This window comes from Chryseobacterium sp., assembly GCF_022869225.1.
In the GTDB taxonomy this organism is placed as follows: Bacteria; Bacteroidota; Bacteroidia; order Flavobacteriales; family Weeksellaceae; genus Chryseobacterium.
The window spans coordinates 3,490,092-3,503,251 of sequence record NZ_JALIHL010000001.1; the positions used below are offsets into that span (position 1 = coordinate 3,490,092).

13 protein-coding genes and 1 pseudogene are annotated in these 13,160 nt (G+C 37.7%); 8 read left to right on the plus strand and 6 right to left on the minus strand.

Annotation, left to right across the window (positions count from 1 at the left end):
* Positions 1 to 4: 4 nt before the first annotated feature.
* The gene (gene mdlD, locus MUW56_RS16330) at positions 5 to 1,324 is read right to left on the minus strand and encodes an NAD(P)-dependent benzaldehyde dehydrogenase MdlD (protein ID WP_292014179.1); all 1,320 of its coding nucleotides are present in this window, start codon (positions 1,322 to 1,324) and stop codon (positions 5 to 7) included.
* A 246-nt stretch (positions 1,325 to 1,570) separates the two neighbouring features.
* Between mdlD and MUW56_RS16335 the strand changes: the two genes are divergently transcribed.
* The gene (locus MUW56_RS16335; RefSeq protein WP_292014180.1) at positions 1,571 to 2,689 is read left to right on the plus strand and encodes a DNA polymerase III subunit delta'; all 1,119 of its coding nucleotides are present in this window, start codon (positions 1,571 to 1,573) and stop codon (positions 2,687 to 2,689) included.
* Between the two features lie 37 nt (positions 2,690 to 2,726).
* Here MUW56_RS16335 and MUW56_RS16340 read toward each other — a convergent pair whose 3' ends face one another.
* Positions 2,727 to 2,957, minus strand: coding sequence for a hypothetical protein (locus MUW56_RS16340; RefSeq protein ID WP_292014181.1), 231 nt, complete (start codon positions 2,955 to 2,957; stop codon positions 2,727 to 2,729).
* A 255-nt stretch (positions 2,958 to 3,212) separates the two neighbouring features.
* On the opposite strand from MUW56_RS16340, the gene MUW56_RS16345 reads away from it, so the two are divergent.
* The 5 genes from MUW56_RS16345 to MUW56_RS16365 all read left to right on the plus strand — a co-directional run bounded on the left by MUW56_RS16345 (position 3,213) and on the right by MUW56_RS16365 (position 8,975).
* Positions 3,213 to 3,839, plus strand: a complete 627-nt coding sequence (locus MUW56_RS16345) for a TetR/AcrR family transcriptional regulator (protein WP_292014182.1) — start codon at positions 3,213 to 3,215, stop codon at positions 3,837 to 3,839.
* Entirely contained in the window at positions 3,823 to 5,136 is a 1,314-nt protein-coding gene (locus MUW56_RS16350; protein ID WP_292014183.1) for a TolC family protein, read from the plus strand. Before MUW56_RS16345 ends, MUW56_RS16350 begins: the two co-directional genes overlap by 17 nt.
* Before the next feature lie 16 nt (positions 5,137 to 5,152).
* Positions 5,153 to 6,256: an HlyD family secretion protein gene (locus tag MUW56_RS16355; protein WP_292014184.1), complete on the plus strand. Its 1,104-nt coding sequence runs from the start codon at positions 5,153 to 5,155 to the stop codon at positions 6,254 to 6,256.
* Positions 6,257 to 6,399: 143 nt separating this feature from the next.
* Positions 6,400 to 7,977 carry a DHA2 family efflux MFS transporter permease subunit gene (locus MUW56_RS16360; protein ID WP_292014185.1) on the plus strand — a complete coding sequence of 526 codons (1,578 nt, stop codon included), beginning with the start codon at positions 6,400 to 6,402 and terminating at the stop codon, positions 7,975 to 7,977.
* 401 nt (positions 7,978 to 8,378) lie between these two features.
* A complete protein-coding gene (locus MUW56_RS16365; protein ID WP_292014186.1) occupies positions 8,379 to 8,975 on the plus strand; it encodes a hypothetical protein in 597 nt (198 codons plus the stop codon).
* A gap of 186 nt (positions 8,976 to 9,161) precedes the next feature.
* Here the strand turns inward: MUW56_RS16365 and MUW56_RS16370 are convergent, their stop codons facing one another.
* Both MUW56_RS16370 and MUW56_RS16375 read right to left on the minus strand, forming a co-directional pair.
* A complete protein-coding gene (locus MUW56_RS16370; RefSeq protein ID WP_292014187.1) occupies positions 9,162 to 10,175 on the minus strand; it encodes a TQO small subunit DoxD in 1,014 nt (337 codons plus the stop codon).
* Between the two features lie 41 nt (positions 10,176 to 10,216).
* The gene (locus MUW56_RS16375; RefSeq protein ID WP_292014188.1) at positions 10,217 to 10,573 is read right to left on the minus strand and encodes a hypothetical protein; all 357 of its coding nucleotides are present in this window, start codon (positions 10,571 to 10,573) and stop codon (positions 10,217 to 10,219) included.
* Positions 10,574 to 10,890: 317 nt separating this feature from the next.
* On the opposite strand from MUW56_RS16375, the gene MUW56_RS16380 reads away from it, so the two are divergent.
* Positions 10,891 to 11,448: a DNA-3-methyladenine glycosylase I gene (locus MUW56_RS16380; RefSeq protein ID WP_292014189.1), complete on the plus strand. Its 558-nt coding sequence runs from the start codon at positions 10,891 to 10,893 to the stop codon at positions 11,446 to 11,448.
* Positions 11,449 to 11,484: 36 nt separating this feature from the next.
* Here MUW56_RS16380 and MUW56_RS16385 read toward each other — a convergent pair whose 3' ends face one another.
* Positions 11,485 to 11,994 carry a hypothetical protein gene (locus MUW56_RS16385; RefSeq protein ID WP_292014190.1) on the minus strand — a complete coding sequence of 170 codons (510 nt, stop codon included), beginning with the start codon at positions 11,992 to 11,994 and terminating at the stop codon, positions 11,485 to 11,487.
* A gap of 80 nt (positions 11,995 to 12,074) precedes the next feature.
* On the minus strand, positions 12,075 to 12,440 hold the full coding sequence (locus MUW56_RS16390) for a helix-turn-helix domain-containing protein (protein WP_292014191.1): 366 nt from the start codon (positions 12,438 to 12,440) through the stop codon (positions 12,075 to 12,077).
* Positions 12,441 to 12,530: 90 nt separating this feature from the next.
* Here MUW56_RS16390 and MUW56_RS16395 point away from each other — a divergent pair.
* Positions 12,531 to 13,062: pseudogene (locus MUW56_RS16395) on the plus strand (NAD(P)H-dependent oxidoreductase).
* The last annotated feature ends 98 nt before the right edge of the window (positions 13,063 to 13,160 follow it).

Consider the following 13,160-nt stretch of genomic DNA (forward strand, 5'->3'; position numbering starts at 1 on the left):
AAAATTATTTCACCTGAAGTACTGACCGGCTGTGGCTGAAGGTTTTAAAACTGAACTTTCCATGGTATTTTCCCATTCCCGAAGTTCCTACTCCTCCAAAGGGAAGATAATGAGAACCTACATGAATAATGGTACTGTTGATTTCTGCATCCCCACTAGTTGTACGGCTTAAAACACTATCTGCAAATGCCTGGTTTTCTGTGAAGATGTACAAGGCCAACGGCTTGGGACGGTTATTGATTTCTTCCAGCGCTTCGTCAATATCATGATAGGTCATAACAGGAAGGATAGGCCCGAAAATTTCCTGCTGCATAACGAGATCATTCCAACTGACAGCATCCATGAGCGTCGCTTCAAAATGACGGGTGTCGAGATCATAGCCTCCGCCATAGATTACTTTTTCCTGAGCCGCTTCAAGATATTTTGCAAGATTTTTAATCTGATTCTGACTGACGATCTTACCTATTTTGCCTAAAGATCCGTCAGGATAATGAGCCTGTAAATAGCTTTTAAACTTCTCAATAAAGGCGTCCTTCACAGACTCATGAATGTAGATGTAGTCAGGAGCAACGCAGGTTTGCCCGCAATTAATCCATTTTCCGTAAGATATTCTTTCTACAGCCTTATCTAAGTCTGCATCAGAATGAACAATGGTGGGAGACTTCCCTCCAAGTTCCAACGTTAAAGGAATTAACTGTTCTGCAGCAGCTTTCATTACGATCTTTCCAACATGCGGGCTTCCCGTAAAGAAAATATAATCGAAAGGAAGACTTAATAACAGGGTATTTTCCTCAACAGCTCCCTGAACCACTGCAACGTAAGATTCATCAAAAGATGCTTTCACGATATCTTCAAGAACTTCAGCAACGTGAGGCGTATTTTCTGAAGGCTTTATAACCGCTGTGTTTCCGGCAATCAATGCTCCTATAAGCGGACTGAATGTTAATTGTACCGGGTAGTTGAAAGGGCCGATAATATAGGTAACCCCATAAGGTTCATCTATTATCTTACTTTCCACTTTAGCACCTGAAGGATGTGGTTTAGATGCTGCGGGAGTCGGTTTAGACCATTCCTCTATATTTTCCAGAAGATAATCAAGCTCGCTAAGTACAATTTGTATTTCAACATATTCCGCTTCCTTTCTGCTTTTTCCCAAATCAGTTTGCAAAGCATCACAGAGCGCATCGGTATGGCTTGAAAATACATCACGGAACTTTCTTACCTGTGATTTTCTGAATTCAATGTCTTTCGTTTGATTGGTTTTAAAGAAAGCCTTTTGTTGTTGGAATACCTCCCTTATTTTCTGTTCAGATTGTTTATCCATTTTTATTTATTTAAATGATGATGACGGTGAGTTGAGTAGCTAAGTAAATTAGATAACAAACAACCATGCAAATGTATTGCTGAAAATTACATTGTACACAATTTAATTTAAAATTTATTCTAATTACATTATTGATGTCACCTATAATAGGGATCTGCACCCAGTAAAAATCAAAACCGTAGTTTTTATATGATATTAAACAGAGTTAATTTTATAAATTGAAATAAGATTTTTTATCTTTGGGACATGAATTGGGAGAACATAGCCGGACAGGAAAATCTGAAAAAACTTCTGAGAGAAAGCATCGCTGAAAATAGAGTGAGCCATGCCCAACTTTTTGTAGGAAAAGAAGGATATGGTACACTGCCTGTGGTATTGGCATACGCCAAGGAGATTTTTAATCAGGAAAATGCGCATGCCGCTTCTAAGGTTGAACATCTTAACCACCTGGATCTGCACTTTAGTTTTCCTGTTTTTACAGATAATAAAAATTCTTTAAGTAAGAATAAGTTTGAAGAGTTCAGAGAAATGATCCTGAGTTCCCCTTATTCGAGCTATGACGACTGGACGGCTTTTTTAGAATCTGAAAACAAGCAGCTTTTTATTTCTGCCGATGAAGTGGATGACCAGAATCAGAAATTTTCATTGAAAAGCTTTGAAGGAGGAACCAAAATTCTCATTGTTTGGAGGGCGGATAAAATGAATGTTGCTGCCTCCAATAAATTTTTGAAATTTCTGGAAGAACCGCCGGCAAGAACAATTATACTTCTTACCGCAGAAAATACCAATGATATTCTTCCTACGATTCTTTCCCGGACGCAGATTGTGGAAGTTCCTAGGATTAATGATGATGATCTTGGGAAATATCTTAAGCAGAAGTATTCGCTTTCCGAAGAAAAGGTCAGAGAAATGGTTCATGAATCCCAGGGAGACCTTAATGATGCTGTGAAACTATTGAATTCAGGAGATAAAATCAATGAATTTGAAAAACTTTTTGTGCAGTGGGTTCGTGATGCGTTTATGGTCAAGAAGAAACCGGCATATCTTAAAAGTATTATTTTTTGGGCCAGAGAAATTGCTGGATGGAACCGGGAAAAACAGAAGAACTTTTTAAATTATTGTTCTGAGATTTTCCGCCTGGCATTACTTCAAAATTATCAGTCTGAAGATCTGGTATATAAAAAGATCAATGCTGACGGGTTCAACTGGGGCGGATTTTCAAAATTTATCAGTGGCGCCAATATTGAAAGTATTCTGGAAGAGATTAATACTGCCGATCTGCATTTAACAAGAAACGGAAACCCTAAAATTGTATGGACGGATCTTGGGATCAAATTGTCGAGATATATCCATAAGAACTCATAAAAAAGCACCGGCAATGGCTGGTGCCTTTATTTTAGAATCAGGCAGATTTTGTTACTTTCGCTGCTTTTTTATCTTTTTTAAGGGTGCTTTCAGCTGTTTTTGTTTTGGCATCACAGTTTTTATGATGAGCATCGGAACTGGCTTTTTTATCTTTCACCGAACATTCCTTTTTGTCTTTTCCCGCACAGCATCCACCTTCTTTAGGTTTTTCCTGAGCATAACTTACCGTAAACAGGCCAATCGCTAAAATTGATATTAATTTTTTCATGATCTAAATTTTTAAAGTGAATAAATGTAATGCTTTTTTTGTTTCATTTTTCAATTTTAAAATAAAACTCTAATCTCTGAAATACATTTTAAAGGCTTAAAATAATATATTAATGGTTTCCTTTTTTGCAGGTGTATGTCTTTCATAGAGAATACCTTCTGTTATTAATAAATTAAATCTATATTAAAAAATCAATCAATCGTTTGATTTTATTGGAAATTGATGTAAATTTGCGCCCTGAAAAATGGAAGTGATATGATTTCAAAAGAAGAAAATATACTATTTGCTGCTGAAAAACTTTTTGCAGAAAAAGGTTTTGACGGGACTTCTACCAGAGAAATATCCAAGGCGGCGAATGTAAACATTTCTATGATCTCTTACTATTTTGGTTCCAAGGAAAAGCTTTATGAGAAATTAGTTGAATACAGGATGAATGAGGGCCAGTTTTTTTCAAAAGATATTTTAGAAAGAACGGACATCAATGAATGGCAGAAAATAGAAAAAATAGTAGACCAATTTTCCGGAAGGGTAAGACATCACAAATGTTTTTACAGGATCATGCAGCGGGAACAGCTTCATACAGAGAATCCACAGATTGTAGAATTTCTGAAACAGACAAAAATGGGCTTTATCTCGATGTATTCACAGGTTCTCGAAAGTGGCCTGAAGAAAGGTATTTTTACTAAAAATCCACCGATTTATCTGCTTCATGCTACCATAAGCGGAACCTTGTTCTATGCATCCAATGCGAAAGAGATGTATAAGGAATTCCTGAATGATACGGAAGATGATGAAGTTTTTGATGAAAAGTACTACACAGAACTTAATAAACATATAAAATATTTACTAAAAGACCTTTTAGGTTATGAAGAGAATAAATAACTCAGTGATTGCATTATCATTATTCATTGGAATAGCAAATGCAAATGCTCAGGAGAAAAAAACACTTTCTCTTGACGAAGCGGTGCAGCTGGGAATCCAGAACAGCAAGAATCTCAAGATCGACGCAGCCAAGATCGAAGAGGCTACCGCTGATCTTTTGGAAGCTAAAAACAGACAGCTTCCTGAATTGAAAGTTTCCGGAAGCTATATGTACCTTCCCATAAAACCCAATATTGATATTAAGCTTCCCGGCGTTTCAGGTGCCGGAGGCCCTGAAGTTCATCAGGTCCTTTATGGTTCTGCCAACCTTAGTGTTCCTATTTACAGCGGAGGAAGAATCAAATATGGGATCCAGTCTGCAAAATACCTCGTGGAAGCTTCCAAACTGAGCACTGAAAATGACAAGATAGCGATTGCATACAACGTGGCTCAGGCTTATAATAACTTGTTTAAGGCGAACCAATCCATCAAGGTTTTTGAAGAAAACCTTGCCGCTTCTCAAAAGAGAGACGAGACTTTCCTTAAAATGGAAAACAACGGATTGATTGCCAGAAATGACAGGTTAAAGGCCAACCTTCAGACCTCAAACATCGAACTACAGTTACTGGAAGCCAAAAATAACTACAATATTGCCAATATCAATATGGACTTATTATTAGGACTTCCTGAAAATACCGAGATTGAAGTGGATCAAAATTATATTGATGAAGGTTCTGATGTGAAACTTGTTGATTATTATGTGAATGAAGCCAGAGAAAACCGTAAGGATTTACAGGCTTTAGCTCAGCAGAGAAAAGCAGCAGAATTGGGGACAAAAGCGGCAAAAGCAGAAAATCTTCCTTCAATAGCATTTACCGGAGGGTATGTAGCGGCAGATATTCCTAAATTTCTTACCGTATACAATGCTGTGAATGTAGGAGTGGGGATTTCTTATAATCTATCGAATATCTGGAAAGAAAATTCATCGATGAAGCAGTCCCAGGCGAGAGAAAAGCAACTGGCAGCTACCGATGAATTATTGAATGACAACATTAAGCTTGAGGTCAACAGAGAATATCAGAATACAGACTATTCCAAAAAGAGAATTGCTGTTTTTGAAAAGTCAGCTGAACAGGCTAATGAAAACTACAGAATCACAAAAAATAAATATGATAACGGATTGGCTACCATGACTGAATTGCTGGATGCAGATGCAGCTCAGATTGCAGCCAACGTGGGAGTGATCAATGCAAAGGCTGATGCAGCATTAGCCTATAGAAAACTATTACAGACAACAGGAACTTTAACAATAAAATAATCAGATCGAAACCAAAATGGAAAACAATACTACACCAGCAGTTGAACCTAAAAAGAAAAAAAGCCTAGTCTTTCCTATCATTTTAGCAGCTGTCGTAATCGGAGGGGGAATCTACGGTTACAGAGCATATACTTACGGACAGTACCACGAAGAAACTGATGATGCCCAGATTACTTCAAATATGGCACCCGTTATTTCTAAAATATCGGGCTATGTAGCTGAAGTAAAAGTAAAAGATAACCAGTTCGTAAAAAAAGGAGATACTTTAGTTATTTTAGATAACAGGGACCAAAAAATGGCCCTTGAGCAGGCTCAGGCAGCTTTATCTACTGCTAAAAGCAATATTTCAAATGCAGAAGCGTCTACCACAGCCACCTCAAAAAATATCAGTTCTTCTCAAGCCGCTGTAGTCACAGCGAATGCACAAATAGAGGCCGCGAAAGTAAATGTTTGGAAAACTTCTCAGGATTTGAAGAGGTATGCCAACCTTGTAAAAGACCATTCTATTACAGAGCAGCAATATGAGCAGGCTTTAGCAGCAAAACAATCTGCAGATAAGCAATTACAGGTTTTAATCGATCAGAGAAATCAAATCGCTCAGCAAACCACAATCGCGTCATCTCAGACAGCAGCAAGCTCTCAGCAGATAAGCGTGGCCGGTTCTGTGGCGAAACAAAGAGAAGTAGATGTTGAAAATGCAAAATTAAACCTGTCCTATACGGTAATTCTTGCTTCTGAAGATGGCTATGTAGGAAAAGTACCTACTCAGGCCGGACAATATCTGCAGGCCGGAGCCCAGTTGTTTGCATTGGTAAAAAATGACCAGAAGTGGGTAGTGGCGAATTTCAAAGAAACACAGGTAGATAAAATGGTAGAAGGGCAAAAAGTGAAAATTGAGATCGATGCTTTCCCTGACCAGGAATTTGAAGGGGTTGTAAGCTCTTTCTCACCTGCTACAGGTGCCACTTTTTCAATTCTGCCTCCGGATAACGCCAGCGGGAACTTCGTAAAAGTAGTTCAGAGACTTCCTGTAAAAATAGATTTTGTAAATCTTGATAAGAATATTGCAAAAAGACTGAGAACAGGAATGAACGTGAAAGCAGAGGTTTCGCTTAAATAACATTTAAAATTGTAAAAAGTCAATAAACTTCGTTTGTTTACAGGGAAGAGGTTTTACTGTCAATTTAAAACTGAGGGTTAAAAAACTCACCGTTCACTACGCAGCAAAATTTACCATTGGCTTTTTTACATCGTAAAAAACGTATGCAAGATTCATTAGTAGAATATGGAGCCCGGAGAGTAATCATTACGATTACAGCGATTCTTTGTGCCCTGCTTGAAATTGTGGACTCCACGATTGTCAATGTTGCCTTGAATGAGATGAAGGGTAATCTTGGAGCCACGCTTTCTGAAGTAGGTTGGGTAATTACGGCTTATGCGATAGGTAACGTAATTATCGTACCTATGACAAGCTGGCTTTCACAGCAGTTTGGACGTAGAAATTACTTTGCGGCTTCCATCATTATATTTACCGTATTTTCATTTTTATGTGGAAATGCGACCAACATCTGGGAATTGGTATTCTTCAGATTGATGCAGGGGATCGGGGGAGGAGCCTTACTGGTAACTTCACAGACCATCATTACGGAATCTTATCCGATTGAGAAAAGAAGTATGGCTCAGGCTATCTATGGTCTGGGAGTAATTATCGGCCCTACTTTGGGTCCGCCGCTTGGAGGATATATCGTGGATAACTTCAGCTGGCCCTATATTTTCTATATTAATATTCCGATTGGAATTGCAGCAACCTTGATGACGCTTCAGTTTGTAAGAAGTCCGAAATATGCAGAAAAACGTAAAGTCTCGGATGTTGACTGGATTGGGATTGGATTGCTGGCAGTAACGGTAGGTTCATTACAGTTTATTCTGGAGAGAGGTCATGAGGAAGACTGGTTTGCCAGTGGAATGATTGTCACGTTTACAATAGCGGCAGTTTTAGGATTTATATTGTTCCTCTGGAGAGAGCTTACCTTTAAATATCCGATTGTTGAGCTCAGGGTACTTAAAAATAGTAATTTAAGAATCGGAACAATGATGTCATTCGTGCTTGGATTTGGGCTTTATGGTTCCACATTCATCGTTCCATTGTATACCCAGAGTATTTTAGGATGGACGGCCCTTCAGTCGGGAGCTTTGATGATTCCGGCAGCTTTAACGACAGCCTTCATGATGCCTATTATTGGTAGATTACTGGCAAAAGGAGCAAAACAGCAGATCCTTGTTTCTTTAGGATTGTTCATCTTCTTTGTCTATAGTTTCTGGGGATATAAAATTCTGACACCGGATACCAGTAAAGACGCATTCTTCTGGATGCTGATTGTAAGGGGAGCTGGTTTAGGATTACTGTTTATTCCCATCACATCTCTGTCATTAAGTACATTGAAAGGGCAGGAGATTGGTCAGGGAGCAGCTTTTACCGGAATGATGAGACAGCTTGGGGGATCTTTCGGGATTGCAGCCATCACAACTTTTATTGCCAATGCAGGTCAGAAATACAGGAATAATTTAATTTCCCATCTGGATGAAAACAGTTTTGAGGTTCAGCAAAGGCTGAGTGCACTGAAAGCAAGTTTCGTAGCTAAAGGAATGACACCCGATGCTGCAATGAATGCCGCCTATAAAATGCTCGATATGTCAGTAACCAAGCAGGCAACGGTATTGTCTTACATGGATGTATTTCTTTACCTCGGCATCGTATTCCTGATATGTATTCCGTTTATCTTACTCGTAAAAGAAAGAAAGAGCAAAGAAAAAATAGATTTGAGTGAAGCCATGCACTAAATTTAAATTAAAAACCTTCGATATTTTCGAAGGTTTTTTCATTGTCATTTCTACCGTAAAGTAATGACAGATAATAACTTTCAGTTTTAATTTTGTTAAATAAAAAATAATATCACTTATTGGAGAGTTTAATTATTTTTTCTAGCTTTACACGAACAAATGAAAAAATATAAATAGATTCCCTCATCCCTCAAAACCCTTTTTTAAAAGGGATTTTCCCAATATAGTACCGGATTTTTACTGAATTCAGTTTTTAATATCAACTGATCAAGCGCTACCTTTTACTTTGTTTTTATATCCAATAAAGGCAATGTTCTTATTTCCGAAAGCTTTATAAATACTGCCTTTCGTTTCCTTATTTAACTTAACCATGATCTCAACATACTTACAAAATATTAAATATGAATCAAATACAACTGCCGGAAACTTATCTGGCATTATCAGATTTCAGAAAACAGGATGTCTATCTTCCTGAAATGAATCAGGCTCAGATTATTTCAGATTTTTTCCCCGGAACTTTTACAGAACTCACCCAGCGCTTGTCAGATATTACAGGAGCTTTTTACGGAGGCATGCTCAAGCAGATTGGCAGACTTTACGGAGCAGAAGCTATTGAACAGCTTTCCAGTGCTTTTATGTATGATCTCGGATCAAGAATGACAATGAAAAATCTTGAAACAAAACCTAATCTGCAGCCGGGTATTCCAGCTGTAGCCAAAATACTTATAGGAGCAATTTTTACATCCAGTCCCGAATATAATTTTGAATGTAAAGAATTAAATGATCACAAATGCGAGCTGCTGATCAAGGGAGCAGACCGTTACCATAAAGTCACACAGAGCCTGCAGATCGCAGACCTGTTGAAATGGCCGGTCATAAAACCTTTTATACAGGGAGTTTGCGATACCATGGGGCTGGATGTTTTATTTGAAATAAAAGTCCTGAAGCTTGATCCTGACAGTTCATGCAGCTACCATGTAGTGATATCTGAAAAATAAGAATGAAAAAGCATAGATAAATATCAACAGAAGCGAACTTTAGTCCGCTTCTGTTATGAATAAAAACAAGCATCAGGCTTTACCTAAGCATGAGATCTTCCAACTTTAATAATCTTTGCTGCAACTTCTAAAGATCATACTCAGAGCCTTACACTTTAAACCTTGAATTATAAATATAAAAGGATGCTACCTGATCCTCTCTGTCCATTCAATACCACTGATGTCAATCAGCTTTAATGTGTAAATTTCACTTTTTTGAAGAATATCATGGATGCCTACTGTTATATCAGCCTTTGCTCCAAGCGGAATAACAAGACTGTGTTTTCCGGGCTTCACCCTGGCTACATAATGGTTTTGGATATCTTTTGCAGAGAATTTTGAAAGTTCATGATGATTCAGTTCTTTTAAAATTTTCCCGTCCTGATCCAGAATATGAATGCCTATGAGAAATGAGCCATAAACATCCGCTCCTTCAGTTCTGTACACTTCAAATTTTAAATCTGAATCATTGTAAGAGATATTGGAAATTTCAATCTTAGGTTGTACGGATTTATTGTGCAATGTGCCCCAGACCCCTCCATGAAAATACTGATTGGTATACAGGGTAATCCCCAAAATGAATAAAGAACCTGTAAGTACAATACCTTTTGGTTTTGAGAATGGCAAAACACCGGAGCCCAGCCATTGAAACCACTTTTTATGTGTAAAACTTACATTTTTTTTGATCAAATAATGATCCAAGGAATACGGACCGCTTCCGGTGAGGAACAGCACGAATCCGCCTGCTATCCCCAGGACACCGATCTGCCATTCATCCACACAGGTTGTCCCCAGCCAGCCTGAGCCCAGAAGGATTCCCAATGCAAGTCCGAAGATCCCGAGACTCATGAATCTGGTAAATAATCCCAAAATAATAAATAATCCTACGATGGCTTCAATAATGGTAAAGATCATCATAGATCGTTGCAAAGCATCAGGATGGGTAACCAGATATTCTATAACAGGTTTTATTCCTAAAGCATTAGGCAGAAAGTGATTGAATTTCTCTCCGATATACCCCTTTTCATCGGGAATGAGTTTGTTCTCAAGAATGAGTCTGCGCCAAAAGGCAGAAAAATAAGTCCACCCGATAACCATTCGGAGGGATAAAGTATATAAGCCGGCCAAATCAGAAGACTGGCTGTTTAAAGTATGTTTCATTGAATTTTATATTGTATTGTAAAAGACTATTGATTGGTATTTTAAACCTGGGGCAGGCTTAATTTGAGTCTTTTAAATAAAATATACTTCGGAGGGCTGTTTCCGGTAGCGTACCCAGAATACTCATTAAGAACCTTTTCTTTTCCGGTATTTTTTGCTGAAGAACCAGCATCAGAAAAACCTTTATCTATTAACCTGATATCAGCTTTTGAAACGGAAAGTCTGGAAGAGGTGGAAGCAATATCGCAGTTATTGGAATAACCGGATGTGGTTTTGATCTTATTTAAACCACTGATGTACTGAATGTCAAAAATATCAAGAACATTTCTCTTTACAGAGCATGGCGATAATGAAAACGCCAATACCAGCATCGTTATGATGGCTTTATAGGTCTTCATATGGATTCCTGTGTTTGACATTTACACAAAACTACACTTTATTTTAGTTTTAGCTTACTAAATTGTAAAAATTCATCCTGCTGATCCACAAATAAATAATGAGAGCAGTTGTCAATATGTTTACAATGATCTTTTCCGACTATATTTTGAAGGTCATTAAGCTGTTTCTCAGAAAATATTCCGTCATTTTTTTCATACACGGCCAGTAAGGTGATTCAGGTCATAAATTTTGAAAATTAAAATCTCTCCTGACTGACAGTTGTCACAATCGTGTATTATCTTTATCCAATATTTTTAATTAAAAACATAGTACTTCAATGAGTTATTGCTTAGCCATAGACGGAATGCAGCCTGAAAGCAGGAAAGAACTGCATAAAAATTACCACGATAATCATTACGGATTTCCGATTCATGATGATAATGAATTGTTCGGAAGACTGATTTTGGAAATTAATCAGGCTGGACTGAGCTGGGAAACCGTTCTGAAAAAGGAAGACCGCTTCAGAAAAGCATACAGTGATTTTGATATTCAGACAATAGCTGCTTACACAGACGAAGACCGCGAAAGACTTCTTAATGACAGCGGAATTATCAGAAATAAATTAAAAGTAAATGCTGCCATTGAAAATGCCAGAACTATTGTTGAACTGCAGAAAGAATTTGGTTCTTTTGAAAAATGGCTGGAACATCATCACCCTAAACCTCTGCAGGAATGGATGAAGCTGTTCAAAAAGACATTCAAATTTACGGGAGGAGAGATCGTGAATGAATTTCTGATGAGTACCGGATATCTGAGAGGAGCCCATGCCGAAAGCTGCCCCATTCATTCAAAAGTTTTGGAACAGAAGCCATTGTGGAAAGAAGCGGGAATATAAAATATTGGGCCGGAAGATCATCTTCCGGCTTATTTTTTACTTAAGACTTCTTACTGAAACATCAGGTTTTTCGCCTTGCGGAACGATAAAGATGGCATTGTCATTAATTGTATCTCCGGGATCAAAATAATAACTTCCCGTTACAGGGATAGTACTGGTCGTAAATTTTCCTGATTTATCATAAGCGGAATAAGTAACGTTGATGATCTGGGCTTTCATTTTCAGTTCGACCTTTTTGGAGGTCAGCCTGGCACCGGTCGCATTCACACAGTCTAATTCTACAAGCCCGATATTGCTTACAATCTGAGGAAAAGAAGACAGCCGGATGTTATACGGCTTATCAGAAGTATTTTTCACAGAGGCCGAAACTTTGTAACGGTCATAAGATTTTCCGCCGGATTCAATACTCTCTTTATTGAGGATATTGAAAGTAACACTCATTCCGTTGATTTCAAGGGTTTGGCCGTCAGAAATTTTTTGTGCGTTTACAAATGTTCCGAGAAAAACAGCTGTGGTGAGGGAAATGAAAAAAGTCAGGTTTTTCATAGTATTATTTGAGGGTTTTGTGAGGATTAAATTTACATAAAATAATACGATCCAGAATTTTTTAATCCGGAATAAGAATCTTATTCGTTTTCCATAATTTGTTTATGCTCTTTTCCCCATTTTTCAAACTCCAGAATAATGGGTTTCAGTTTGTAACCGATTTCCGTAAGCTCATATTCTACACGGGGAGGGACTTCAGCAAAGACCGTTCTGGTGATGATTTTATCTTTTTCCAGTCTGCGAAGCTGAAGGGTAAGCATTCGTTCTGTGATCGTATGAAGACGTTTTTTAAGCTCTCCAAACCTCATTTTCCCGTTGATCAGATAACAACAGATAGCCAGGGCCCATTGTCCTCCGATCATATTGGAGGTATAGATTTCCGGACATTCATCTGCAAGGGCTTTTTTATTCGCAAAATTGGTGGATGTTTCCTTAATTTTAGTCATTACTTACATTTTTTATAGTACCATACAATAGGTTGCTAATGTACGAAATGTAACCTGTGTATAGTATTTTTGCTATAGAAATTTAACTTTATGAAGACCTTAATTATTGTAATTCATCCGGATATTGAAAAATCTGTTATCAACAGAAGATGGATCGAAGAACTGAAAAAATCTCCTGAAAAATATACGGTTCATCAGCTGTATGAAATGTATCCTGATGGAAATATCAATGTCGCCAGAGAGCAGGAAATAATGGAATCCTATGATAAAATTATATTTCAGTTTCCTTTTTACTGGTTCAGCAGTCCGCCGCTTTTAAAACAATGGTTAGATGAAGGTGGTTTTATATGGTTGGGCTTATGGAAGTAACAGCGGATATAAGCTGGAAGGCAAGAAAATGTCATTGGCTGTTACGGCAGGAATTGATGAGGATGGGTATAGTGCATCCGGAGAGTATAAATATACTATGAATGAGCTTTTCAGACCTTATGAACTGACTTTTGATTATATTAAAGCAGAATATAAAGAACCTTTCGTGTACTACGGAATCGAAAGAGATTCTTCCGATGAATGGATCGAAAGAAGCGTGCCGATGTACCTTGACTTTCTGGATAGCTTATAATGAAAATAAACAGGAATCTATTTGTTTTTTTTTGTGAAATAGATTCCTATTCCTTCCAAGGTTAAAAGTATTCCGGTAATTAAAATGGAAACCATAGA